Origin of the sequence: Mesorhizobium sp. LCM 4576 (genome assembly GCF_001854815.1) — a bacterium.
Lineage (GTDB): Bacteria > Pseudomonadota > Alphaproteobacteria > Rhizobiales > Rhizobiaceae > Mesorhizobium > Mesorhizobium plurifarium.
Genome location: NZ_MDDT01000007.1, coordinates 146,060 through 169,942, shown reverse-complemented (window position 1 = coordinate 169,942; position 23,883 = coordinate 146,060). Strand labels below are relative to the sequence as shown.

26 protein-coding genes are annotated in these 23,883 nt (G+C 64.6%); 17 read left to right on the top strand and 9 right to left on the bottom strand.

What is annotated here, in order from left to right; all coding sequences use genetic code 11:
- Positions 1-86: 86 nt before the first annotated feature.
- From LCM4576_RS02970 to LCM4576_RS02950, 5 genes are read left to right on the top strand one after another with little or no spacing between them, the layout of a single operon-like run.
- Entirely contained in the window at positions 87-662 is a 576-nt protein-coding gene (locus tag LCM4576_RS02970; RefSeq protein ID WP_071030449.1) for a thiamine pyrophosphate-binding protein, read from the top strand.
- 5 nt (positions 663-667) lie between these two features.
- Positions 668-1,255 (top strand): thiamine pyrophosphate-dependent enzyme, encoded by a 588-nt coding sequence (locus tag LCM4576_RS02965; protein WP_071030571.1) that lies wholly within the window; start codon positions 668-670, stop codon positions 1,253-1,255.
- Positions 1,256-1,263: 8 nt separating this feature from the next.
- Positions 1,264-2,742, top strand: coding sequence for an aldehyde dehydrogenase (locus tag LCM4576_RS02960; protein ID WP_071030570.1), 1,479 nt, complete (start codon positions 1,264-1,266; stop codon positions 2,740-2,742).
- A 54-nt stretch (positions 2,743-2,796) separates the two neighbouring features.
- Positions 2,797-3,576, top strand: a complete 780-nt coding sequence (locus LCM4576_RS02955; RefSeq protein ID WP_071030447.1) for an SDR family NAD(P)-dependent oxidoreductase — start codon at positions 2,797-2,799, stop codon at positions 3,574-3,576.
- Positions 3,577-3,595: 19 nt separating this feature from the next.
- Positions 3,596-4,045 carry a VOC family protein gene (locus tag LCM4576_RS02950; protein WP_071030445.1) on the top strand — a complete coding sequence of 150 codons (450 nt, stop codon included), beginning with the start codon at positions 3,596-3,598 and terminating at the stop codon, positions 4,043-4,045.
- A gap of 94 nt (positions 4,046-4,139) precedes the next feature.
- Here LCM4576_RS02950 and LCM4576_RS02945 read toward each other — a convergent pair whose 3' ends face one another.
- Positions 4,140-4,793 carry a GntR family transcriptional regulator gene (locus tag LCM4576_RS02945; RefSeq protein ID WP_040983741.1) on the bottom strand — a complete coding sequence of 218 codons (654 nt, stop codon included), beginning with the start codon at positions 4,791-4,793 and terminating at the stop codon, positions 4,140-4,142.
- Between the two features lie 120 nt (positions 4,794-4,913).
- On the bottom strand, positions 4,914-6,092 hold the full coding sequence (locus LCM4576_RS02940) for an FAD-binding oxidoreductase (protein ID WP_071030443.1): 1,179 nt from the start codon (positions 6,090-6,092) through the stop codon (positions 4,914-4,916).
- A 246-nt stretch (positions 6,093-6,338) separates the two neighbouring features.
- Here LCM4576_RS02940 and LCM4576_RS02935 point away from each other — a divergent pair, with 246 nt between their 5' ends.
- The 5 genes from LCM4576_RS02935 to LCM4576_RS02915 are packed head-to-tail and all read left to right on the top strand — an operon-like array spanning position 6,339 to position 10,505.
- A complete protein-coding gene (locus tag LCM4576_RS02935) occupies positions 6,339-7,493 on the top strand; it encodes a pyridoxal phosphate-dependent aminotransferase (RefSeq protein ID WP_407067357.1) in 1,155 nt (384 codons plus the stop codon).
- 7 nt (positions 7,494-7,500) lie between these two features.
- On the top strand, positions 7,501-7,950 hold the full coding sequence (locus tag LCM4576_RS02930) for a biotin/lipoyl-containing protein (protein ID WP_071030439.1): 450 nt from the start codon (positions 7,501-7,503) through the stop codon (positions 7,948-7,950).
- Between the two features lie 5 nt (positions 7,951-7,955).
- On the top strand, positions 7,956-9,323 hold the full coding sequence (gene accC / locus LCM4576_RS02925) for an acetyl-CoA carboxylase biotin carboxylase subunit (RefSeq protein ID WP_071030437.1): 1,368 nt from the start codon (positions 7,956-7,958) through the stop codon (positions 9,321-9,323).
- The gene (locus tag LCM4576_RS02920; protein ID WP_071030436.1) at positions 9,320-9,712 is read left to right on the top strand and encodes a biotin attachment protein; all 393 of its coding nucleotides are present in this window, start codon (positions 9,320-9,322) and stop codon (positions 9,710-9,712) included. Before accC ends, LCM4576_RS02920 begins: the two co-directional genes overlap by 4 nt.
- Positions 9,713-9,734: 22 nt before the next feature.
- Complete coding sequence (locus LCM4576_RS02915) at positions 9,735-10,505, top strand: LamB/YcsF family protein (RefSeq protein WP_040983753.1); 771 nt, start codon at positions 9,735-9,737, stop codon at positions 10,503-10,505.
- A gap of 40 nt (positions 10,506-10,545) precedes the next feature.
- Here LCM4576_RS02915 and LCM4576_RS02910 read toward each other — a convergent pair whose 3' ends face one another.
- From LCM4576_RS02910 to LCM4576_RS02890, 5 genes are read right to left on the bottom strand one after another with little or no spacing between them, the layout of a single operon-like run.
- A complete protein-coding gene (locus LCM4576_RS02910) occupies positions 10,546-11,580 on the bottom strand; it encodes an Ldh family oxidoreductase (protein WP_071030569.1) in 1,035 nt (344 codons plus the stop codon).
- Positions 11,581-11,621: 41 nt separating this feature from the next.
- Entirely contained in the window at positions 11,622-12,905 is a 1,284-nt protein-coding gene (locus tag LCM4576_RS02905; RefSeq protein WP_244510586.1) for an epoxide hydrolase family protein, read from the bottom strand.
- Complete coding sequence (locus LCM4576_RS02900; protein WP_071030433.1) at positions 12,859-13,839, bottom strand: biotin-dependent carboxyltransferase family protein; 981 nt, start codon at positions 13,837-13,839, stop codon at positions 12,859-12,861. The genes LCM4576_RS02905 and LCM4576_RS02900 overlap by 47 nt, the downstream gene beginning before the upstream one ends.
- A complete protein-coding gene (gene pxpB, locus LCM4576_RS02895) occupies positions 13,836-14,501 on the bottom strand; it encodes a 5-oxoprolinase subunit PxpB (RefSeq protein ID WP_071030431.1) in 666 nt (221 codons plus the stop codon). Before pxpB ends, LCM4576_RS02900 begins: the two co-directional genes overlap by 4 nt.
- Before the next feature lie 6 nt (positions 14,502-14,507).
- Positions 14,508-15,284: an SDR family NAD(P)-dependent oxidoreductase gene (locus LCM4576_RS02890; RefSeq protein ID WP_071030429.1), complete on the bottom strand. Its 777-nt coding sequence runs from the start codon at positions 15,282-15,284 to the stop codon at positions 14,508-14,510.
- A gap of 220 nt (positions 15,285-15,504) precedes the next feature.
- Here LCM4576_RS02890 and LCM4576_RS02885 point away from each other — a divergent pair, with 220 nt between their 5' ends.
- The 7 genes from LCM4576_RS02885 (at position 15,505) to LCM4576_RS02855 (ending at position 21,277) form a co-directional block, all read left to right on the top strand.
- A complete protein-coding gene (locus LCM4576_RS02885) occupies positions 15,505-16,140 on the top strand; it encodes an RraA family protein (protein ID WP_041006231.1) in 636 nt (211 codons plus the stop codon).
- 180 nt (positions 16,141-16,320) lie between these two features.
- Positions 16,321-17,430 carry a branched-chain amino acid ABC transporter substrate-binding protein gene (locus LCM4576_RS02880; RefSeq protein WP_083361290.1) on the top strand — a complete coding sequence of 370 codons (1,110 nt, stop codon included), beginning with the start codon at positions 16,321-16,323 and terminating at the stop codon, positions 17,428-17,430.
- Between the two features lie 131 nt (positions 17,431-17,561).
- Positions 17,562-18,473 carry a branched-chain amino acid ABC transporter permease gene (locus LCM4576_RS02875; protein WP_071030426.1) on the top strand — a complete coding sequence of 304 codons (912 nt, stop codon included), beginning with the start codon at positions 17,562-17,564 and terminating at the stop codon, positions 18,471-18,473.
- On the top strand, positions 18,473-19,432 hold the full coding sequence (locus LCM4576_RS02870) for a branched-chain amino acid ABC transporter permease (RefSeq protein ID WP_116397865.1): 960 nt from the start codon (positions 18,473-18,475) through the stop codon (positions 19,430-19,432). The genes LCM4576_RS02875 and LCM4576_RS02870 overlap by 1 nt, the downstream gene beginning before the upstream one ends.
- Before the next feature lie 5 nt (positions 19,433-19,437).
- On the top strand, positions 19,438-20,202 hold the full coding sequence (locus LCM4576_RS02865) for an ABC transporter ATP-binding protein (RefSeq protein WP_071030567.1): 765 nt from the start codon (positions 19,438-19,440) through the stop codon (positions 20,200-20,202).
- Entirely contained in the window at positions 20,202-20,930 is a 729-nt protein-coding gene (locus tag LCM4576_RS02860) for an ABC transporter ATP-binding protein (RefSeq protein WP_041005944.1), read from the top strand. The genes LCM4576_RS02865 and LCM4576_RS02860 overlap by 1 nt, the downstream gene beginning before the upstream one ends.
- Before the next feature lie 104 nt (positions 20,931-21,034).
- Entirely contained in the window at positions 21,035-21,277 is a 243-nt protein-coding gene (locus tag LCM4576_RS02855) for a hypothetical protein (RefSeq protein ID WP_206744871.1), read from the top strand.
- Between the two features lie 38 nt (positions 21,278-21,315).
- Here LCM4576_RS02855 and LCM4576_RS02850 read toward each other — a convergent pair whose 3' ends face one another.
- Positions 21,316-22,983: a N,N-dimethylformamidase beta subunit family domain-containing protein gene (locus tag LCM4576_RS02850; protein WP_071030419.1), complete on the bottom strand. Its 1,668-nt coding sequence runs from the start codon at positions 22,981-22,983 to the stop codon at positions 21,316-21,318.
- A 37-nt stretch (positions 22,984-23,020) separates the two neighbouring features.
- Positions 23,021-23,866 carry an SMP-30/gluconolactonase/LRE family protein gene (locus LCM4576_RS02845; RefSeq protein ID WP_071030417.1) on the bottom strand — a complete coding sequence of 282 codons (846 nt, stop codon included), beginning with the start codon at positions 23,864-23,866 and terminating at the stop codon, positions 23,021-23,023.
- Positions 23,867-23,883 lie beyond the last annotated feature (17 nt).

The window sequence follows — 23,883 nt, the reverse complement described above, 5'->3', positions numbered from 1 at the left end:
ATTATATCTGATCACAAGAAAGGGACGAAGATTGTATCGGATGGTTGACGTAGTCTTATGCCAAATCCAATCCTCGGGGGTCCAAGGTGACGGCGAGCAGCCTACATGCGAAACACCCGGAAGCGGCTGCCTCTGCGGCTCTTCCGGCGGCATCTGAAACGCAGTGGCCGGATCAGGTCTATGACGTRCTGAAGGCCGCCGGCATCAGCCAGATGTCCTATGTGCCGGACGCTGGCCATACCACGTTGATCCGCCGCTTCGGCGCCGATCCCGAAGTCGTCACCAATGTGCTGACAACCGAGGAGGAGGGCATAGCCATTGCTGCCGGCTCCTGGCTCGGCGGCAAGCGCAGCGTCGTGCTGATGCAATCCTCCGGCGTCGGCAATTGCATCAACATGCTGTCGCTACCGGTGCAGGCGCGCCTTCCCTTACTCGTCCTGGTGACGATGCGCGGCGAGTGGGCCGAGTTCAATCCATGGCAGGTGCCGATGGGACAGGCGACCGAAGCTTCACTGAAAGCGATCGGCCTCAGCGTGCTGCGGGCAGAGACCGGCCCCGACCTGGTGGACACCGTGGCGCAGGCGGCCGCGATGGCCTTCGACGCCGACCAGCAGATCGCCGTGCTCATCGGGCAGCGCCTGCTTGGCAAGAAGAAGTGGTGAACGACATGGCATTGCCGACGATGGATCGCCGCGCGGCGGTGAAGAAGCTGCTCGACACGCGCGATGACGCCCTGGTGGTGACCGGGCTCGGATCGCCGAGCTATGACGTGCATGCCGCCGGCGACAGGGACGACAATTACTATCTTTGGGGCGCAATGGGCGGCGCGGCATTGGTCGGCCTCGGGCTTGCACAGGCGCAGCCGCAGAGGCGGGTGATGGTCATCACCGGCGACGGCGAGCAACTCATGGCCTTCGGATCGCTGGCGACGATCTCGGTGGCGCGGCCGAAAAATCTCGACCTGATCATTCTGGACAACCAGCATTTCGGCGAGACCGGCATGCAGTCCAGCCATACCGGCCGCGGCATCCGCTTCGACAAGGTCGCCGCCGCCYGCGGTTTCGCGGCGGTCGCCGAACTGCGCTCGTTGGAGGAGGTCGACGCGCTGTGCGAAAAGCTGCGCCGTCCTGCGGAAGGGCCTCGCTTGTTCGTGCTGAAGATCACGGCAGAGAACCTGCCGCGCTCTCTGCCGCCGCGCGATGCCGTAGCGGTCAAGAACCGCTTTCGCGCCCATCTGGGCTTTGCCACCTGTTGAGGGCCGACATGCCGCTGGTCAGCTTCCAGAACACGGTCGGTGGTCGGCTGCAATCGAGCGCCGACACGTTCGAGAGCTATGACCCCTTCACCGGCAAGCCGTGGGCGTTGATTCCGCGCGGCGGCAAGGCCGAAGTGGACGCGGCCGTGGCGTCCGCCAAGGCGGCTTTCCGCTCGAAGGACTGGGCAGGCATCACGCCGACCGCGCGCGGCAAGCTCCTGGTGCGGCTCGCCGAACTGATTGCCGAGAATGCCGAGCGCATCGCCGCGATCGAGACGCGCGACAACGGCAAGCTGATCACCGAGATGACGGCGCAGCTGCGTTACATCCCCGAATGGTACCGCTATTTCGGCGGCCTCGCCGACAAGATCGAAGGAGCGGTGCTGCCGATCGACAAGGCCGGCATGTTCGCCTTCACCCGCCACGAGCCGCTCGGCGTCATCGCCGCGATCGTGCCCTGGAACTCGCCGCTGCTGCTGCTCACCTGGAAGCTTGCGCCGCTGCTGGCGGCCGGCAACACCGTCGTCATCAAGCCGTCGGAACACGCCTCGGCCTCGACGCTGGAATTCGTCAAGCTGTTCGCGCAAGCGGGCTTTCCGCCGGGCGTCGTCAACACCGTCACCGGCATGCCGCAGGATGTCGGCGTGCCGCTCGTCTCCCATCCCGACGTCGCCAAAATCGCCTTCACGGGCKGCGAGCCGGGCGGGCTTGCCGTCTACCGCGCGGCCGCCGAGGGGTTGAAGACGGTCACGCTCGAGCTCGGCGGCAAGTCGGCCAACATCGTCTTCGACGACGCCAATCTGGAAAGCGCCGTCAACGGCGCGATCTCCGGCATTTTCGCGGCCAGCGGCCAGACCTGCATCGCCGGCTCGCGGCTGCTCGTCCAGCGCAAGATACATGACCGGTTCGTGGCCGAGGTGATCAAGCTTGCCGCCAGCGCCCGAATGGGCAACCCGGCGCTGCCGGAAACGCAGGTCGGACCCATCACCACGCAGTCCCAGCGTGAGAAGGTGCTCTCCTACCTCGGAATCGCCAAGCGCGAGGGCGCCTTGTGCGTGCTGGGCGGCGGCAAGCCTGCGTCGGACAAGCTGGCGGAGGGGTGGTTCGTCGAGCCCACCATCTTTACYGGCGTGAACAACGCGATGCGCATCGCGCGTGAAGAAGTGTTCGGGCCGATCCTGTCGGTCATTCCTTTCGATGACGAGGAAGAGGCCTTCGCCATTGCCAATGACAGCCCCTACGGGCTGGCGGCGGGACTGTGGACGAGCGACATGGGCAGGGCGCTGCGCGGCGCGGCGGCGATGGAGGCGGGCATGGTCTGGATCAATTCATACCGCGCGGTCTCCTATATGGCGCCCTTCGGCGGCTACAAGAGAAGCGGTATCGGCCGCGAGAGCGGGCAGGAGGCGATCGGCGCCTATCTGCAGACCAAGACGGTGTGGATAGATATGGCAGGCAAGACCGCCAATCCCTTCGTGATCCGCTAAGATAGACAAGGGTCCGAAGGCAATGGCCCGTTCAGAATGACGAGGGAACCGCATATGAGACAAGCAGGCAAGGTAGCGATCGTCACCGGAGCGGCACGCGGCATCGGGCGCGCATGCGCCGAGYGCTTCCTGGCTGAAGGCGCGAARGTCGTGCTCGGCGATATCGACGCTCAAGAGCTCGAGAAATGYGCTGCCGAAATCGGCTCCCCRGCGAGCGTCGCAGCGGTGGTCACGGATGTCAGCAGGAAGGAGCAGGTCGACGCGCTGGTCGCGGCGGCGGTCACGAGGTTCGGCCGTGTCGACGTCATGGTCAACAATGCCGGCATCGCTCCGGTCCAGGACTTTCTCGACATCAGCGAGGCCGATTACGACCGGGTCCTCGCCGTCAATTTGAAGGGTGCGTTCATGGGCACGCAGGCGGCCGCACGCCAGATGATCGCGCAAGGGCAGGGCGGCGTGATCATAAACATGTCCTCGATCAATTCCGGGCTCGCCAATCCCCGGGTCGCGACCTATGCGATCTCGAAGGGCGGGATGAATCAGGTGACCGGCACCGCCGCCGTCGCCTTCGCGCCCTATGGCATCCGCGTGGTCGGTGTCGGTCCGGGYACGATCGCCACGGAGATGGTGATGGATGGTACCTTCATCGATTCCGAGGAAATGCGCCGCGCGATCCTTTCGCGTACGCCGCTCGGGCGGCTGGGCACCGCGGCGGAGATCGCCTCGGTCGTGGCGTTTCTCGCCAGCGACGATGCGTCCTACATCACCGGCGAGACCATCTACCCGGATGGCGGGCGCCGCGTGCTCAACTACACCGTCCCGGTCAAGGAGTAGGGAATTGGRAAACGAGGTAATGGGTAATTTCGACAAGCTGCATCACATCTGCATCGTCGTGCATGATATCGATAAGGCGCAGGCCTATTACGACTCCATCGGTATCGGCCCGTGGGAAGCCTACCCGCCGCTGGCCGAATATGAGGAGCTGCAGGTCCCGAGCCCTAAAGGCTTCATGGCGATGCAATATCGGATCTGCAATTTGCCGAACGTTCAGTTGCAGCTCTGCCAACCGAGCCACGATCCTACGCCGCAGCGCATCCACCYGGACACGAAAGGCGAGGGTGTCTTCCACATCGGCTTTGAAGTCCGCGACGCGGATGCAGCCGAAGCGGAGGCCGAGCGCAACGGCCTCTCCGTGCTGATGCGCGGGCGCCGGGAAAATCGCACCGGCTTCACCTATTACGACACGGCCGACAAGGCGGGCGTGATCCTTTTGACCCGGGCGACGAATTTACCGGGCAAATGATCTCACTGAGGACGTGAAATGGCGCGACACGCTGATGYGGCCGCTCAATCTTTTGCTTCGGCGCAATTCTGGACGGAAAACCGCTGGAATTGCGTCAGTCGCCGCGCAATTCCTGAAGCCTGTCGACCAGGAATTTGCCGCTGGTGATGATGTGCATTTCCAGCAGGCTGACGGCGCGCAGCGTATCCTTCGCCTCGCACAGCTCGATAAGCTGCCAGTGGTCTCGATCGGACTTCACCTGAATTTCGGTGAGCGAGACCATCATGCGGGTGTAGCGTTCCAATTGCTGGTAGATGCGTCCCACCAGCTCGATCGTCGCCTTGCGGCCGGACGGGGCGTAGAGGGCGGCATGGAAGTTCCAGTTCAGCTGGTTGGAGTATTCGCCGGTCGCGCCTTGTTCCTGATGCTGCCTGGCTCGTTCCTTGGCAAGTGCGAGGTCGTCGTCGGTCATCCTCGGGATGGCAAGGGCAAGCAGCCAGGTCTCGATCCGGGCGCGCAATTCATAAAGCTCGAGGATTTCGTCGAGCGAGATCGAGGAAACCACGGCGCCCTTGTGGGAGACGAGCGTGACGAAGCCTTCCGAATGAAGCTGATGCAGCGCCTCGCGCACGGGTATCCGGCTGACGCCGAACTCGGTCGCCAGATGCTCCTGCCGCAGCTGGGCATTCGCCTCGTATTCACCGATCAGGATCTTCTGCCTGATGGCGTCGGCGACCTGGGCCGATATGGTTTTCTTCTGTACGAGCATGGATCAGCCTAGGGCGACGGCGCCTTTATTTAGCGTACGGCGCCATTTTGATTGAAGAAACGGACGCATAGCACCGCTCACAGGTTGTTGTCACTCCGACGCCAATGCCTTGCTTCCGCTTCAGTAGACATGTTCCTCGATCGGCTGGTTGTTGGCGATACGCTCGTAGCGGAAGGCCGAGAGATCGATGGAACGGTATTCGCCATAGGCAATGAGGTCGCTCACGCCGGAACCGGTCGCCGCGGCGTGCATCATGCCGTGACCGCTGAACCCGGTGGCCAGCACGAAGTTCGAGATTTCCGGATGGGGCCCGATGATGCCGCTGTGGTCGAAGGTGTTGTACTCGTAGAGGCCTGCCCAGGCACGCAGCATGCGCAATTGTTCGAAGCCGGGCACGCGGTGCGCCAGGGCAGGCCAGATCAGCTCGTCGAACAGGTCGTAGTCCACATCGAGGCCAAAATCGTCCGGATCGTTCTCGCGCACCGGTGGAATGCCGCAGAGGAAGAGTTGCCCCTCCGGCCGCAGCCAGAAGCCGCTTGTATCGAAGACGAAAGGACAATTGTCGATCCGCGCCGGGCTTTCGAAGACGAAGACGCATCGCTTGCTGGGCACGACTGGGAGATGCGTGCCGGCCATCCGCGCAATGCCCGCGCTCCACGGACCGGCCGCGTTGATCACCATGCCGGCGGAAATACGTTCGCCATTGTCCAGTACCACTTCGCCGACCCTCTTTCGGTTAGCCATGGTCAGTCCGGTCACGGTCGCGGCACGATAGTCGACCTTCTGGGCGCGCGCCTTGCGGCGGAAAGCCTGCATCAGGCCAGGTCCGTCGAACCAGCCTTCGCAGCCGCGGCCGAATGAGCCGAGCGCCAGGTCCTGCGTGTTGAGCCAAGGGAAGCGTCGCGCCAGATCGGCCTGCTCGACCAGCTCGATATCGACACCCATGTCGCGCTGAACGCGGTTCTTGGCGCGCTGCGCCTCGGCCCGCTCCGGCGTCGCCAGCACAAGATAGCCAGGTTCGTGCAGTCCGATGTCCGCGGGCTCAGCCCCGACCGCAAGCCGGGTGCCTACCTCGCGCAGAAAGTCGAGGCTGAATTTCGACATGGCGATGTTCGGCGGGGTGCCGAACTGCTGGCGTATGGCGCTGGTCGACAGCGAAGAGGAAGAGGCGGTGTAGTAGGGGTCCCGCTCGATAACGGCGATGCTACCATCGAAATCCGGATTGGCGGAGAGGAAATAGGCAATCGAGCTGCCGACGACGCCTCCGCCGACGATCACCACATCGTAGTTTGCGCTCATTCCGGTCGCGTTCCCCTTGTCTCAAATGTCTTGGTTGCGGCAAAGATTGGATACTTTTGCCCGCTGCCAAGCCCTTCAAGGACACTCATAACCTAGGCTAATGACGAGAAAAAGGGGTTTGACGCGAAAATCAGAATACATTATCCAATTTTACGCATCCGCGCCGGCCGGGCCGCGCAGCCGTCCCAGGAGTGTTCAGTGGGTTTCATCGCGCCCCGTCTCGACGTCATCAAGCCAAGTCCGAGCATGGCGGTCACGGCCCGCGCGATCGAGATGCGCGCGGCCGGCATCGACGTCATCAGCCTGAGCGCCGGCGAGCCGGATTTCCCGACGCCGGCGCATGTCGTCGAGGCGGCCTATGCGGCGATGCGCCGGGGAGAGACCCGCTATACGGCGGTGGACGGCACGGTGGCGCTGAAGAAAGCGGTGGCCGACAAGTTCAGGCGCGAGAACGGCCTCGACTACAGGCTGCCGGAAATCACTGTCGCCGGCGGTGCAAAGCAGATCATCTACAACGCCCTGCTGGCAACGCTGGCGCCGGGCGACGAGGTGATCGTTCCCGCGCCCTATTGGGTTTCCTACACCGACATCGTGCTTCTGGGGGAAGGCAAGCCCGTGGTTGTTCCCTGCGGCGAGGAGCTTGGCTTCAAGCTCACGCCGTCTGCCTTACGGGCCGCCATCACCGGGCGCACGAAATGGCTGCTCATGAACACCCCGTCCAACCCGACGGGCGCAGTCTATGGCCGTGACGAACTTGCCGCCTTGGCGGCAGTGYTGCTCGACCATCCGCATGTCCATGTGCTGACCGATGACATCTACGAGCACATCCTGTTCGATGGGCGCGCCTTCCACACGATCGCCAGTGTCGAGCCGCGGTTGAAGGAGCGTACGCTGACGRTCAACGGCGTCTCGAAAGCCTATGCCATGACAGGCTGGCGGATCGGCTATGYCGGCGGGCCGGAACCGCTGATCCGCGCCATGGCGACGGTGYAGAGCCAGAGCACGTCGAACGCGTCGTCCATCTCGCAGGCCGCGACCATAGCCGCGCTGGACGGCCCGCAGGATTTCTTGGCGCCGCGCGCGCTCGAGTTCCAGGTCCGGCGCGATCGCGCATTGGAGCTGCTGCGGGCAATCCCCGGCCTTTCCTGCCGGACGCCTGAAGGAGCCTTTTACCTCTATCCCGACTGCTCGGCCCTGATCGGCCGCCGGCGTCCGGACGGTTCCGTTGTCGGCAGCGACGACGATCTTTCGCTCTACCTGCTCGATCACGCGCGGGTGGCGGTGGTGCAGGGCTCGGCCTACGGCCTGTCGCCGCATTTCCGCATCTCCATAGCCACGTCGATGGACCTGATCGAGAAGGCGATCGGCCGCATCGCCGAGGCGGCCGAAGCGCTGCGGTAGAGCCGCGATGGACCTGAACCTCGTCCGCGAACTTATCGACCTTGTCTCGCGCTCACCGATTGGCGAGCTGCAGATCGAGCGCGACGGGATTCGCATCCGCATTGCCAGGCAGGTGTTGTCGCCCGCATTCCAGACCCAATCGCCTACGCAGCCCGTTTCGGCTTCCGACGCGTCCGCCGCTTCGGGTTCAAGCCCCACCGTCGCGACCATTCCGCGGCATTCGATCCGCGCGCCGCTGACGGGTGTGTTCTATCGCTCCGCCGGCGAGGGCGAGCCACCGCTCGTCTCGGTAGGYGATCTGGTCGAGGAGGGGCAGAAGATCGGCGTCYTCGAAGCCATGAAGACATTCAACGTCGTGGAGGCCGATCGCGCCGGCAGGATTGTCGAGGTCGCGTTCGAGGACCATGCCGCGGTGCAGTCCGGCGACGTGCTGTTCGTCCTGGACGAGGCGGATTGAGCGCCATGTTCGATACCGTCCTTATCGCCAATCGCGGTGAGATCGCGCTGCGCATTCTGCGCGCCTGCCGCGATCTCGGCCTTCAGACGGTGGCGGCCTATTCGGAAGCCGACGCGAGCCTTCGCCATGTCGGGCTGGCGGACAAGGCGATCTGCATCGGGCCGGCGGCCTCGGCCGACAGCTATCTCAACGTCGCCGAGATCATCACCGCGGCGCAGCTCACCGGCGCAGGCGCGATCCATCCCGGCTAYGGCTTCCTGTCGGAGAACGCCGCCTTCGCCGAGGCGGTGGAGGATGCCGGCCTTGTCTTCATCGGGCCGTCCGCGGCGGYGATCCGCACCATGGGCGACAAGGTTGCGGCCAAGCGGGCAATGATGGCTGCCGGCGTGCCCTGCGTTCCGGGTTCGGAAGGCGCGCTGCCGCAGGACGAGCAAGCGGTGCGGGCCATCGCCCAAGCCGTCGGTTATCCGGTCATCGTCAAGGCGGCCGGCGGCGGCGGCGGGCGCGGCATGTGCATCGTGCGCGAGGAACGCGCGTTGATGGAAGCCGTGGCATTGGCACGAGAGGAGGCCGGACGAGCCTTCGGCAACCCGCAAGTCTATCTGGAAAAATTCCTCGAGCATCCGCGCCATGTCGAGATCCAGATCCTGGCCGACCGGCATGGCGCGGCTGTCTGGCTCGGTGAGCGGGACTGCTCCATGCAGCGTCGCCACCAGAAGATCATCGAGGAAGCGCCGGCGCCCGGCATCGCTCGCGCGGCGATCGCCGGGATCGGCGATCTTTGCGCCCGCGCCTGTGTCGAGATCGGCTACACGGGGGCGGGTACGTTCGAGTTCCTCTATGAGGACGGGCGTTTTTATTTCATCGAGATGAATACCCGCGTGCAGGTGGAGCATCCGGTCACCGAGCTCATCACCGGCATCGACATCGTTCGCGAGCAGATCCGGATCGCCCAGGGCAAGCCTCTGTCCTTCAAGCAGGAAGACATACGCATCGAGGGCCACGCCGTCGAATGCCRCATCAACGCCGAGGACCCCTACAGCTTTCGGCCGCATCCGGGACGGGTCGAGCGCTGGACGCCGCCAGGCGGCCCGGGGATCCGCGTCGAGTCGCATCTCTACTCCGGCTACACCGTGCCGCCGCACTACGATTCCCTGGTCGCCAAGCTGCTCGCGCACGGCGCCACCCGGGCCGATGCGATCCGCAGGATGAAGGGCGCGCTGGCCGAGATGGAGGCGGTCGGCATCGCCACCAACGCGCCGCTGCACGGCGTGTTGATGGAGGAGCCAGGTTTCGCGGCCGGAGGTTTCGACATCCACCACCTGGAACGCCTGATTGAAGGCGGCCTGCTCGACGGACGAGCACAGCGATGACGGCCGAGGAGATCGAGAGGCTTGCCGCATGGTGCGCGGCCGCGGGTGTCGGCGAGATCGAGCTGGCGGAGGCCGGCTTTTCGCTTTGCCTGCGTATCCAGCCGGTCGGTCCTGCGCCGCGCGCGGCGGCGAGCGAAGCACCGCGGGCCGAGGTTCTGAAGACGGTTCGCGCGCCCGGCGTCGGCGTGTTCCGTCTCGTTCATCCGACGACCGGCCATCCGGTCGTCGAACGCGGGCAGCGGGTCCGGAAGGGCGAGACTGTCGGCGTCCTGCAGATCGGCTCATGCCTCAAGGGCGTGGTTGCGCCGGCAGACGGCGAGCTGGGGGTTGCCTTGGCCGAGGATGGCGCGGTCGTCGGCTACGGCACACCGCTCTACGAGTTGCTGTGACATGAATTCTGGGGAAGTCGCCATGACGGGCAGCGGGCTTGAAGTCGATATCAATTCGGACATGGGCGAAGGCTTCGGCGCCTACAGGCTGGGCGACGACGCGGCGATCCTCGATATCGTGAGCTCGGCCAATGTCGCCTGCGGTTTCCACGCCGGCGACCCGGAGATCATGGCGGCGACCTTTTCCATGGCGCGGGCCAAGGGCGTCGCCGTCGGCGCGCATCCAAGCTTCGCCGATCTGTGGGGGTTCGGACGCCGCACCATTCCGCATTCGGCGGACGAGATCGAAAGGCTGGTCGCATACCAGATCGGCGCAGCGCAGGCGCTTTCCGCCTATGCCGGACACCCGATCCGCTACGTGAAGGCGCATGGCGCGCTGGGCAACCTCACCCAGACCGATCGCGGCGTCGCCGAAGCCGTCACACGCGCCGTCAAGGCCGTCGACCCCAGCCTGATCTGCCTGGCGATTGCGCTCGGCTTCCAGGACAGGATCGCACGCGAGGCAGGCCTGACCGTCAAGTCGGAGATTTTCGCCGATCGCGCCTATACGCAAGAGGGGTTCCTGGTCTCGCGCAAGCTGGAGGGCGCTGTCATCCACGACGCCGCAGCGGCGGCGGAGCGGGTCGTGCGCATGGTCAGGCAGGGCGCGATCGAGACGATTTCCGGACAATTGCTGAAGACGCCGATCGACTCGATCTGCGTTCACAGCGACACGCCGGCGGCGGTCGCCATCGCCGCCCGCGTGCGCGCCGGGCTGGAACAGAGCGGTGTAAGGGTCAAGGCGTTCGCCTGAGGGCCGGCCGCTCACGGCTCACAGCGCCCGCGCCGGGCGTTCAGACGGCGTCGAGTCCCTGTTCGAGGAAGCGGTCGAGCTGTTCCATCTCCTGGGGCGTGAGGCTGATGCCGTCCCGTCTCGACTTCTCGCGGGCGAGGAACCGCCTCTGCGAAGGCAGGCGCGCGCCCTGGCCGAGGATCGCCTCGAACAACGCTTCTGCCCGGGAGAAAGGACTTCCAGGGCGACCGGCGGCGAAAGCTTCCGGCGACAGGGCGATGACCAGCTCGCCATGCTTCGGATAGAGCGTCGTGGTGCCGAGCAGATCGAGGGCCTCGCGGCTCGTCAGGTCGCCGAGCATGGCGCCGGCGAGCAGCTCGATCATGGTGCCGATGGCCGAGCCCTTGTGCCCGCCGAAGGAGAGCATGGCGCCGCCGAGCGCTGCTGCGGGGTCGGTCGTCGGCCTGCCGTCCGAATCGATCGCCCAGCCTTCCGGCAATTGTTTGCCGGCACGACGATGCAGCTCGATTTCGCCGCGTGCCGCGACTGAAGTGGCAAAGTCGAAGACATAGGGCGGATGCTCCTGGCGCGGCCAGCCGAAGGCGAAGGGATTGGTGCCAAGCAAGGGTCTTGAACCACCCGTCGGTGCGACGGTCGCGTAGCTTGGACACATGGCTAGGCCAGCCATACCGGCGTCGGCCAGCGCCTCGACCTCGACCCAGAGGGCTGAAAAATGAACCGCGTTGTTGATCGCCAATGCCGCGATGCCGGTCGCGCGCGCCCGCTCGACCAGCACGGGCAGGCCGAGCTCGAAGGCTGGATTGGCGAAGCCGCCTTTGGCGTCCACCTTCACGATTGCCGGCGCGCCCGGCGGCAGCAATTCGGGCACCGCCTTCGGCTCGGCCTTTCCGGCCTTGACCGTGCGCAGCGCGCCTTCGATGCGATAGATGCCGTGCGATTTGCAGGCGTCGCGTTCCCCGGCGACGATGGCGCGCGTGATCGCGCCGGCCTGGGCCGGGTTGAGCCCGGCCTTGCTGAAGATCGCCTCGACGCGCTCATGCAGGGCTTCGATGGTGAGGGCGGTTGTGCTGCTCATTCTGGCCTTCGCGATTTGCCCGCAGAGCATGCGCCTGCGGGTCAGGAAAATTGCAGCTCGCTCGCGAAGGTTCTCAGATCTTGCGCGAGCAGGCCGGGTTGCTCGAAGGCTGCAAAATGCCCGCCGCATGGCATGGTTGTCCACCGGCGCACGTTGCGAAAAACCCGTTCGACCCAGCTTCTTGGCGGCATCGGCAATTCCTTCGGAAACAGCGCTACCGCGAGCGGAACCTCGATCCGCGCGCCAGGCGGAAATGTCAACGGCCGCGCGCGGGTCTCCCAATAGAGACGCATGGACGAGGCGACGGTTCGCGTGAACCAGTAGAGCGAGATGTTGGCGAGGACTTCGTCGCGGGAGAATGCGGCGTTGTCCAGATCGCCGTCGCAGTCGCTCCAGTCGCGGAACTTTTCGATCATCCATGCCGCCAGCCCGACGGGCGAATCGGTGAGCCCGTAGGCAAGGGTCTGGGGGCGTGTTCCCTGAATGTGGCTGTAGGCGCCGTGGAGGTCCGCCCACCGGGCTTTCTCTCCCAGGAAGGCGCGTTCTTCCGTGGTGAGATCGCCGCCGGGGCCTGGATCATGCGATGGCGAATAGGAGCCGGGAATGAAATTCAGATGCACGCCGGCGAGATTGYCGGGATAGGCATGCGCCAGGATGGTCGACACGCTGGCGCCGAGGTCACCGCCCTGCGCCAGGTAGCGCTCATAGCCCAGCCGGTCCATCAGTTCCGCCCAGAGGTCGGCGACGGCAAACAGGTTAAGGCCGGCCTTGGYCGGCCGTCCCGAAAAGCCGTATCCGGGGATCGAAGGGATCACGACGTTGAATGCATCCTCCTGTCCTCCGCCATTGGCAAGCGGATCGGACAGAAGCGGCAAAAGCCTGATGAATTCGCAAAAGCTGCCCGGCCAGCCATGGGTGAGAATGACCGTTCTGGCGGTTGGGACCGCGGCACGGACATGGATGAAATGAATGGTCTGGCCACCGATATCGGTCTGGTAGTGCGGAAGGGCGTTCCAGGCGGCTTCGTGTTCGCGCCAGTCGAAGCCTGTGCGCCAGCGCTCAACGAATCGCCGCAGTTCCTCCCGCTCCGTCCCTTGAGCCCAGCCGATTTCCTGCAATTGGTCCGGCTCTCGCCAGCCTGAAATGCGCCGCTTGAGGTCGTCGATTTCAGGCTGTGCGATCTGGATCGTGAAGGGTCGGATATCCGTTGACATGTTCGCTCGCCGATATGGGTTGAGCCAGTCGATATCGTTGCGGTTCTTGTCGTCGTTCCGGCCGTCATGCTGGTCGGAGGCGACCGGCGCTGATGTTCCGCGCGGCGACAAATGCGTCAAGCTGCTGCCTGGCAGTACGCAGTGCTTGGGTCGCCGCTTCGATCGAGACCGRCAAAAAACGCAAGCGCGCGCCGACCGGCRCTTGCGCGAGCCGCCAGAGATCGGCCTCGATCACGGTTGCGATTTTCGGGTAGCCRCCGCAGGTGTTGGCGTCGGCAAGCTGGATGATCGGTTGGCCGGATGGCGGCACCTGGACGGTACCGGGGACGATGCCATGCGAGAGCAGCTCCCTTGGCGAGGCAAGCGAGAGCGTTTCTCCGGACAAACGATAGCCCATGCGATTGGCTTCGCTGGTGATCTCCCATTCACTTCCGGTGAAGGCCGCATGCGCCTGCGCCGTGAAGCTGTGGAACTCGGCAGCGGGAAGCACCCTCAGTTCGATTGCAGAGGCGATAGCGTTCCCGGTGATTTGCCGCTCTTCCAGCGCCACGCCAAGCCCTGCTGGAGGAAGCGGGCACATCGCGGTGTTGAGCCGAAGCCGGTCGCCGCGCGCAAGGCCGCGCCCGGCCAACCCGCCGAAACCAGCTTTCGCATCCGTCGCGCGCGATCCCATGACGGATGGCAGGTCGAGCCCRCCGGCGAAGGCGATGTAGGAACGCGCGCCTGCGCGCGGCGCTTCCACAAGAAGCGTCTCGCCCGCGCGGATGGCGGTTGCCCACCAGGGCGGACACCGCCGATCATCGATACGGATCGGGCAGTCGGCTCCCGTAATGGCTAGCGCTGTGTCGACATGTGCCTTGAGCCGGAAGGGATGGAGCGCGATCTCGAGCCCCGCGGCCGATCGGTCATTGCCCAGCATGAGATTGGCGATCGCCAGCGCCTGGCTGTCCATCGCGCCGCCATGGCTGATCCCGAGCGACAGATGGCCCGGACGGCCGAGGTCCTGGACAGTGTTCGGAAGACCGGTGGTCAGGATCTCGATCATTGCTCTACGCCCGCAATCTCGAATTGGATCTTGTCTCCCGGCCTCAGCAGCACAGGCGATTGCGCCTCGATATCGAAGAGCCTCACGTCGGTGTGGCCAATGATGTGCCATCCCGACGGGGCGGTCATCGGCATGATGCCCGCCTGCGCACCGCCGATGATGACGGCGCCTTCGGCCACTTTCAGGCGGGGGTTCTTGCGCCGTGGCCAGGTGAGCCGCGGGTCGAGACCGGACAGGTAAGGAAAGCCCGGCATGGCCCCGATAGCGGCGACCGAATAGGTCGCGGCCGCGTGACGATTGACTGTCTCTTCCAGCGACAGCCCGCAATGCGCGGCCCAGCCAGCGAGGTCTTCGCCGCTTGAGCCGCCGTAATGCACGGGAATCCGGTGCAGGGTGCCGGTGGCTGTTTTCGGATCGGTGCCGGCCCAAAGCGATTGCAGTTGCTCGCCGACACGCGATGCATCCGTAACGAGCGGGTCGAAGAGCACCAGCAGGTTGTTCATGCCGGGGACCGTCTCACGCACGCCGTCGAGGCCTCGTGCGGCTGCTGCAACAGCCCAGACCAACTCTTGAACGGCGTCGTCGAAGCTTGCCTGCGCGCCATCGAGAAGCAGCGCGCCTGATCCCGCAAGGCTGATGCGCGGCGCCGGCCCAATGGTCATGAGCGGTCAGTCCTTCACCGGCACCRTGTAGTTCAGGATCAGGCGGCCGCCATCTGGATAAATGGTCTGACCGACGATGTAGGAGGCATCGTCGCTGGCGAGGAAGGAAGCGACGCTGGCGATCTCCGATGGCTCGCCGCAGCGCCCGCTCGGCGTTCGCGACAGGATGGTGTGCCGCTGCGCCTCGCTGGCCATCACCGAGCTCTTGACCATGTCGGTCAGGATTGTGCCCGGTCCGATGGCGTTGACGCGGATGTTGTGCGGGATGAGTCCGACCGCCATCACCGCCGTCAATTGCTTGATGCCGCCTTTGGACACCGCGTAGGCGACGGAATTGGGAATGGCGAGGATCGCATTGATCGACGACATGTTGATGATCGAGCCGCCGCGCCCCTGAGCGATCATGGCTCGCGCCGCGGCCTGGCCGAGAAGGAACGGCGCCTTCAGATTGATGCGCTGAACCCAATCGAAAGCCTCTTCGGGGAAGTCGACGAAATCATCGAGGTGGATCACGCCGGCATTGTTGATCAAGACATCGACGCCGCCGAAGGCATCGGCGGCCGCGGCGATGATGCTGGCGGCCATGTCCGCCGTGCATGCGGAAAGGTCCGCTTCGAGCCAGACGGCGCGCTCGCCGAGACGTTGCGCATRCTCGCGGCCGCGGTCGGCCTTCACGTCCACGAGCACGACATTGGCGCCGTCGGCATGAAAGCGCTCGGCGCAGGCGAGGCCCAGGCCCTGCGCTGCCCCGGTGATGATGACGACTTTGCCTGCATGCTTCACGGTCGATTCCTTTTTGCGAGTCCAATGAGGATATGTTATCCAATCTATCGCCAAGCGCGAACTTATGGCAAGCCCGGTATGGCCGGTCGAAAAACGGCTCCCGCGCGTGAAATTGCAGGAGAATTGGCTTTTTCGAACGATCCCCAGCAAGTCGGTTGACTTTGGTGTTCAAATGATGATTGGATAATATATTCAGAAAATTGAACTGCTGGAGGATGAAATGGCAGGCGGGCAACGGGAAGGTGAACTGGTCGACGCGTTCCGCGTCTTTGCCACGCCGTTGATCAGCGACAATCTCGCCCGCGTGCCCGGCGCTGTCGGGCTGCGACCGTTCCACAAGATCGACGGCATCATGGTCGGACGGGCGCTGACAGTGAGGACGCGCCCGGGCGATAACCAGTTCATCCACCGCGCGCTCGACCTGGTAAAGCCGGGCGATGTCATTGTCGTCGATGGCGGCGGTTACGAAGGGCGGGCGCTCGTCGGCGAGATCATGACAAGCCTCGCTGCCTCACGCGGCGCGGCCGGCATCGTCATCGACGGAGCCATCCGCGATGCTGGCGCCATCGGCCGCAATCCATTTCCCTGCTTCGCGCGATCGGCCATCCATCTCGGTCCCTACAAGGACGGTCCCGGGGCCATCAATGTTGCGATCTCGGTGGGCGGAATGGTCGTCGGTCCCGGCGATATCGTCATGGGCGACGAGGATGGCGTCGTTGCGTTTCCGCTCGAAGGGGCGGTGGCCCTGCTGGCAGCCGTCAAGGCGCAGGAAGCGCGCGAAGCCGACATCATGCAGAGCATCAAGGAGAACCGTTACCAGGGCGCCTATGCCCAGGCTTCGGCCAGCAGCCATTGAATCGCGGAGCTTGACGCCGGGGCCTCGATCGCAGGCCGGCCAGCGATTGCAGACATTGCCGCTCCACCTCTGAAGGAGGAGCGCAGCCTCGCCGATCCGCCCAGGGCGGCTCGGCGACAATCAAGAGAATGCATTCCGGCCACGACCCGGATGCGCCAACAGGGGAAAATGGAGAGAATGATGGTTGTTTCCTTCAAGAGGCTTGCCTGCGCCACCGCCCTTGCCGGGCTGGCCATGACCACAGCCGCCGCCGCTGCCGAGATCAAGATCGGCATCGTCGCGCCGATGACCGGCCAGTTGGCCAGCGAAGGGCAGGACATGGAAAACGCGGTGAAGATGGCGATCGATGCCGCCAATGCCAAGGGTGGCGTCAATGGCGACAAGATCACCACGACCACTGCCGACGACGCCTGCGACCCGCAGCAGGCGGTCACCGTCGGCAGCAAGCTGGTATCGGAAGGCGTGACGGCAATCGTCGGCGGCTACTGCTCCGGCGCCGTGTTGCCCACGTTGAAGATCTATGGTGACGCCGGCGTTCCATTCGTCATCATCGGCGCGAATTCGACCAAGCTGGTCGCCGCCAATCAGGGGAACGCCTTCCTCGCCAACTCGACCGGCGACATGCAGGCGACGACAGCCGTCGATCTCTTCAAGAAGAATGGCTACAAGAAGATCGCCGTCATAGACGAGGGCGATGCCTATTCGTCCGACCTGGCGAAGCTCACCGCCGAAGCCTTCAAGAACGCGGGCGGCGAGATCGCCRCCAAGGAAACAACCACCGCCGGCGAGCAGGACTATTCAGCGGTCGTCACCAAGGTGAAATCAAGCGGCGCGGACGCCGTCTTCTGGACCGCCTATCATGCCGGCGGCGCGCTTCTCACCAAGCAGCTTCGGCAGGCAGGCTTCCAGGGTGGCATCGTTCTCGGCGACGGCAACAATTCGCCCGAATATCTGGAGATCGCAGGCTCGGCCGGCGAGGGCGTGTTCCTGCTGTCCCCGCCAACCGTCGATCTCCTCTCCGGCGCTGCCGATTTCAAGGCCAAGTACAAGGAGGCCTACGRCCGCGACGCCGGCGCCTACGCGGCACTTTCCCATGATGTCGGCGACCTGATCGTCGACGCGATCGCACGGGCAAAGTCTGCCGATCAGAAGGCGATCATCGAGGCGCTGAAAGCAAGCGACTTCAAGGGTCTGGCCGGCGAAATCAAGTTCACCGACAAGAACACGCTGCAGACGTCGAACTTCCGCCCGGTGATCGCCAAGGGCGGCAAGTGGGTCGCCGACGAGTAACCGACAGAACACACTGATACCGGGGCGGCCTTTGCCGGCCCCGGCATCATTCCTGTTTTGCGGCTATGTGACTGGTGGGCTATCGATGCTGCGCCAAGGCACGACTTTTCAATACCTGCACCGGAGCATCAATGACGCTCGACCTTGTCATTCAGCAACTGGTGAACGGCCTCATCGTCGGCTCGTTCTACGCCCTGATCGCGCTCGGCTACAGCATGGTCTTCGGCGTCATCAAGCTCCTGAATTTCGCTCATGGCGATATCTATATGAGCGGCGCCTTCGTCGGTCTCATCGTGTTTTCCTTCGTCGGCGTGTGGGTTGGCAATGGCTGGCTTGGCGTCGTCTGCGCGTTGCTGGTTTCGATGCTCGCCGTAGGCCTGCTCGGCGTCGTCATCGAGCGCTTCGCCTACCGGCCGATGCGCAACGCGCCGCGCCTGTCGATCCTGATCACCGCGCTCGGCGCCTCGATGGTGCTGAACGGCAGCGCGCTGGCGCTGACCGGCGGGCGGCATTTCGCCTTCAACACCGACCTCGGCTTTGCCGGCCTGGACGTTTCGGCTGTGCATATCACCTACACGCAGATCGTGCTCGTCGCCGCCTCGATCCTGCTGATGGCCGGCATGCAGGCCTTCGTCTCGCGCACCATGTACGGCAAAGCGATGCGCGCCGTATCGATCGACATGGGGGCGAGCCGCCTGATGGGCATCGATGTCGACCGGGTGATCGCGCTGACCTTCTTCATGGGATCGGCGCTCGCCGCCGGCGGCGGCGTCATGGCGGGCGCCTATTATGGCAGCGTCCATTTCTTCATGGGCTTCATCATGGGGCTCAAGGCCTTCACTGCGGCCGTCATCGGCGGCATCGGCAGCGTGCCGGGCGCCATGCTCGGCGGYCTGCTGCTCGGCCTTCTCGAGGCTTACGGGTCATCCTTGCCCTTCGTCGGATCGGAATGKCGAGACGTCTTCGTGTTCGGCGCGCTGATCCTGTTCCTGGTCTTCAAGCCTACCGGCCTGCTCGGACGCTCGGTCGTGGAGCGGGTGTGATGAGCGACGGAGCGAGCACCCTGTCCGCCGCCGCGCAACCGCCACTGGTGCGGCGCTCGTTCTTGCTGTGGGCTCTCGCCGCGCTCGCTTGCGCGCTGGCGCTGCCCCACTTCGCCAATGCCTATGTGACGGAGGTGGCAACCACGGCGCTGCTTTATGTCGTGCTCTGCCTCGGCCTCAACATCGTCGTCGGTTACGCAGGCCTGCTCGACCTCGGCTATGCGGCCTTCTTCGCCGTCGGCGCCTACACGACCGGAATCCTGACCTCGGAGTTCGGCTTCAATTTCTGGCTCACCATTCCCGTCGCCATGGCGGCTGCCTGCCTGGCCGGCATTATCATCGGCGCGCCGACCTTGCGGCTGCGCAGCGACTATCTGGCGATCGTCACGCTGGGCTTCGGCGAGATCGTGCGCATCATTGCCCGCAACCTCGATATCACCGGCGGCGCCAGCGGCCTTGTCGGCATCGAGYGGCCGGAGATCCTGGGCTTCAGGCTGATGCAGGTGCAGCATTTCTATTACGCGTTCCTGGCGCTCGCGCTGCTTGCCGTCTTCGTGTGCCTGAGCGTCGAGCGGTCGCGCATGGGGCGTGCGTGGTTCTATGTCCGCTATGACGAGGACGCCGCCGCCGGTATCGGCATCAACCGCGTGTCGGCCAAGCTGCAGGCCTATATGATGGGGGCGGTGATCGCGTCGGTGGCCGGGTGCCTCTACGCCGCGAAGATGACCGCGATCTCGCCGGAAAGCTTCACCTTCAACCAGTCGCTTCTGATCCTTCTGGGTGTGGTGCTTGGCGGCATGGGCCGCATTCCCGGTGTCGTCCTGGGTGCCATCCTCGTGGCCCTGCTGCCGGAAGTGCTGCGCGCAGCGGGCACCTATCGTCCGCTGGTCACGGCCGTGGCGCTGCTGGCGATCATGCTCTTCAGACCGAACGGCCTGTGGCCGGACAAGCGGGGTTGACCACCATGGCCTTGCTGGAAGTCCGCGATCTGCGCCTCAGCTTCGGAGGGCTGAAGGTCCTGCAGGATATTTCGTTCTCGGTGGAGAAGGGCGCCATCAACAGCCTCATCGGGCCGAATGGCGCGGGCAAGACGTCGCTCTTCAACTGCCTGACCGGCTTCTACAAGCCGAAGGGCGGCTCGATCCGGTTGGGCGGCCGGCCGATCACCGGCTTGCCGCCGCACCGCATCACGGCGCTTGGCCTTGCCCGAACCTTCCAGAACATTCGGCTGTTCAAGGAAATGTCGGTACTGGAAAACGCCATGTCCGGGCAGCATTGCCGCAGCCGCCAYGGCATCGTTTCGGCAATCCTRCACCTGCCGTCGCAACGGCGGGAGGAGGACAGGATCCGCGCGGCGGGCATGCGCTGGCTCGACTTCGTCGGCATCGCCGAGCATGCGCATCGTCTCGCCGGCGGCCTTTCCTACGGCGACCAGCGACGGCTCGAACTCGCAAGGGCTCTGGCGTCGACGCCAGAGATCATCCTGCTCGATGAACCTGCCGCCGGGCTGAACGAGCGCGAGAAGCTCGACCTCGTGCATCTGATCCGCCGCATTCGCGACGAGACTGGCGTCACCGTGCTTTTGATCGAGYACGATATGGGCCTGGTCATGCAGGTGTCGGAAAAGATCGTCGTCTTCGACTATGGCCAGAAGATCGCCGATGGCACGCCGGAGGCCGTGCGCGCCGATCCCAAAGTCATCGAAGCCTATCTCGGCACGGAGGATTGATGGACACCGATATTGTCCTTGCGGCCGACCGGATYGTCGCGCGCTACGGCAGCATCGAGGCGCTTCATGGCGTCAGCCTCGCGATAAGGCGCGGCCAGATCGTAGCGCTGCTCGGCGCGAACGGCGCCGGCAAAAGYACGACATTGCGAACGCTGTCCGGTCTCATCGCTGCGTCCTCGGGAAGTGTCCGGTTCCTGGGTGAGGACATAACCAGGGTCCCGGCCCACCGCTTGCCCCACCGCGGTCTTGTTCACGTTCCCGAGGGACGGCGCATCTTCGGCGACATGACGATCCGCGAGAATCTCGACCTGGGTTCGTTCACGCTGACCGACGATGCGGAGCGGCGACGGCGGCTGGACCATGTGTTCGAACTCTTCCCGATCCTGGCGAAGAGGCACAATGGCGATGCAAGGAACCTGTCCGGCGGAGAGCAGCAGATGCTGGCGATCGGCAGAGCGCTCATGGCGGCGCCGAAGGTGCTGTTGCTCGACGAGCCTTCGATGGGGCTGGCRCCGCAACTGATCAAGGAAGTCATGAACATCGTGCAGCGCCTCAATCGCGAGGGCGTGACGATCCTTCTGGTCGAGCAGAACAGCAAAGTCGCGTTGAAGTTCGCGGACTATGGCTACGTTCTAAAGGGCGGACGCATAGTGCTCGAGGGTCGGGGGACCGATCTCGCCAACGACGATGCCGTCGTCAGCGCCTATCTGGGCGGTGTCGCTGCCTGACAGGCTGACCGTCAATGTGCGGTTGTTCGAATGTGGAAACGAGGCTCGAACGCTTGAGGATCGATCCGGCCTTTGGCTGCTCGCTGTCGCTCGGCGAAGGCAGGATGCGGCTGAGGCTTAGCGGTCCGCGCAGCTTCGACATCCTGAAAGCCTGCGTCGCGATCGACTGGGATTCACCGCAAGCGAAGCCAGGAAGCGTGTTGCAGACCGGCTTCCATCACGTACCGGTGCTTCTCTTGCGCACGGCAGCCGATGCTTGCGATATTCTTGCGCCGCATAGCTTTGCGCAAAGTCTGGTCAGTTGGGTGACGGACATAGCCGCTCCCGAGATATTTGAAGTGAAATGACCAGCCGCCGCTGAGGCTCGATTTCCCGGCAACCGACATTATGAGTCTGTGAACCGATCAAGCACGTTGCGGGTGATCTGCTCGGTGAAGCGGTCGCCGCGCTTGAGGCCCATGACCCACTCGCATGTCGCCGCGGTCACCACTTCGCCCTTGCCGCGGGTCATGTGCACCATCATGCCGGCGCCGTATTTGTAGCGGGCGAGGCCTTCCGGCGTCACCTCGCCGGTCACGCATTTGACCAGGCCCTCATGGTCGCTGCCGCGGACATAATAACGGAAACCTTCGCCGTCCGGCTCGTCCTCGGCAAGCACCGCCGGCGCCATGGCGAGGATTTCGATCGTTTCCGGCTGACCGTCGACCGGGACAGGGTAGGGCAGGCCATGCCTGAATGTGTAATCGAGACCGTCGACCTCGTAGGCGAAGATGCGCTCCTTGTCGCCGAAGATGTCGGCATAGTGCAACCCGGTGCGGGCAAACACCCAGTGCTCGGGCCGGTAGACGGTGAAGCCTTTCTGGCCGTGCGGCGCGAAGCCGCCCCAGGACGCGTAGAGCCCATGCAATCCGTTGACGCCGACCGTCGAGGCGCCCGGCCAGGCGACGTCCTTGTCCTCCCAGGCGGTCGACAGCAGGTGGGCCTTGTCGGTGCCGGCCACCGGATCGTTGTTGATGGCGTTGAACTTGTGGCAGATCTGGCGCTTGCCGTCGTCCTCCAGGCGGATCTGCCAGAGGAAATTGGCGCCGAAGCGCGCCAGCCGGCCGCCGCGTTCGACATAGGCTTCGATCGCCAGCCGCATCTCGCGGGTCCAGTATTCGTCGTGGCCGACAATGGTCAGGCACGGATAGGCGTCGAGCAGCTCCGGCCTGTAATGCAGGTCGGTCTGCGTGATCATGTCGAGCTCGTAGCCTTCCTTCTCCGCCCACAGCACGAAATGGCGGTCGAACTGCGCCCAGCCGGCGGCGGCGTAATACTGGCCGAAGCCGTTGGCATAGGCCCATTCCTTCATCGGATAGCGCGGCGCGTCGCCGAATTCCGGCAGCGGGTCGGCGCAGATGCGCGGTGCTCCGGGCGGCAGCCAGACGACGCCGCGGGTCCACGGGCGCTCGAGCGAAAGCWCGGGCGAGGGCTGGTCCTTGCCCGGACCGACAACGCCGAAATAGTGGTTGGCGCCGCCGAAATCATTGTAGGCGGTCCATGTGCCGGTCGGCAGGATCATCAGGATCTTGGCGCGGCGCGTGGCCGCCGTCGGACGAACGACGAAGAAATGATGCTGGACGAACTTGCCGCCATTGGCGCGGGCGCAGGTCGAGACGACCCGGTAGAAGCCCGAGCGCAGATCGGCCGGCAGGCGCCAGCGGTGGCTGACGGGCCAGCCGCAGCCGGAGCTATATGCATCCGCCGGGGTCGGCGCGAAGACGCCGGCGATGTTCTCGACCTTGTGGACTGTCTCCGGCCGATAGCCGTCGCGGTAGATCTCCAGCGTCCACTGCGGCGCGGTGGTAGAGGAGTGGAAGACCACCTCGTCGCCCGGATCGTAGGACATCGTGTCGGTGTAGGTATAGACCTCGGGCAAAGCAGGGTCGCCGCGCGGCGCCTCATACCAGGGGTTGGAGTGCCAGTGCTCGTCGGCGGACATCGCCCAKGCCTTGCGCGGGCGGATGTTGACGGGGCCGAGTTCGGGCGGAACGAAATCGTCTTCACGGGACATGGGCTTACTCGWTCGAGGATGGTCTGAGAGGCGTTGGTCAAAGAGCGTAGGAGATGAGCTGGCCGGGCAGGCCGAGCGTCACCCAGAGCCGGCCGTCATGGACGCAGCAATTGGTCGGGTCGCTGCCCTCRCCGCAATCGATCATCTCGACCAGCCGGCCGGTGTTGTCGAGGATGGCGACCCGGTCGCCGGTGCTGCCGGTGACGTAGAGCAGGCCGTCATGGAAGACCATGCCGTCGGGGTTGAAGCGGTCGTCGAGACGAACCCATTCGGTCATCGCRCCGACGTTGCCGTCATTCCAGTCGAAGCGCAGCAGGCGATGCTCCATGGTGATGCCGACGATCAGCGAGCCGTCGGGATGGAACACAAGCCCGTTCGGGAAGCCGGTCATCTTGGCCAGCGCGCRGACCTTCCGGTCCTGTCCCACCGCAAGCAACTGTCCGCCATGGTAAGCACTGGCATCTGCGCCCAGCACCTCCCAGTTCTGCGGATCGGTGAAGACGATCCCGCCTTCCTGCGTGAAGATCAAATCGTTTGGYCGCGAAGGCTTGGCGCCGGGCAACTGATCGGCAAAATTCTCCCAGCGGCCGTCGAGCTGYACGCGCTGGATGCAGCCGGGAATCATCGGTGCCGCGAAATGCAGCGTCTCCAACGATTCCGGCGCAAGGCCGCCATTGTTGCAGATATAGAGCGCGCCGTCGRGACCGAGCCGCATGCCGTTCGGCGCGCCGGAAAGGGCGGCCAGCTCGCGCACGGCGCCGTCCTTGAAGGCGCAGACCCTGGCGTGCAGCAGGTCGACGAAGGCGATCGAACCGTCCGGGAGCGCCACCGGTCCCTCCGGAAAGCCCAGGCCCGTCACATGGATTTCCTTCGACCGTTTCATTGCTCCTCCCTTCGCTG

Bases quoted from the DNA above. Each gene is read 5' to 3' on its own strand.
- LCM4576_RS02885 (WP_041006231.1), top strand. From the start codon at position 15,505: ATGGCAGGCGGGCAACGGGAAGGTGAACTGGTCGACGCGTTCCGCGTC.
- LCM4576_RS02920 (WP_071030436.1), top strand. From the start codon at position 9,320: ATGACGGCCGAGGAGATCGAGAGGCTTGCCGCATGGTGCGCGGCCGCG.
- LCM4576_RS02945 (WP_040983741.1), bottom strand. From the start codon at position 4,793: ATGCTCGTACAGAAGAAAACCATATCGGCCCAGGTCGCCGACGCCATC.
- LCM4576_RS02940 (WP_071030443.1), bottom strand. From the start codon at position 6,092: ATGAGCGCAAACTACGATGTGGTGATCGTCGGCGGAGGCGTCGTCGGC.
- LCM4576_RS02910 (WP_071030569.1), bottom strand. From the start codon at position 11,580: ATGAGCAGCACAACCGCCCTCACCATCGAAGCCCTGCATGAGCGCGTC.
- LCM4576_RS02915 (WP_040983753.1), top strand. From the start codon at position 9,735: ATGACGGGCAGCGGGCTTGAAGTCGATATCAATTCGGACATGGGCGAA.
- pxpB (WP_071030431.1), bottom strand. From the start codon at position 14,501: ATGACCATTGGGCCGGCGCCGCGCATCAGCCTTGCGGGATCAGGCGCG.
- LCM4576_RS02855 (WP_206744871.1), top strand. From the start codon at position 21,035: ATGCGGCTGAGGCTTAGCGGTCCGCGCAGCTTCGACATCCTGAAAGCC.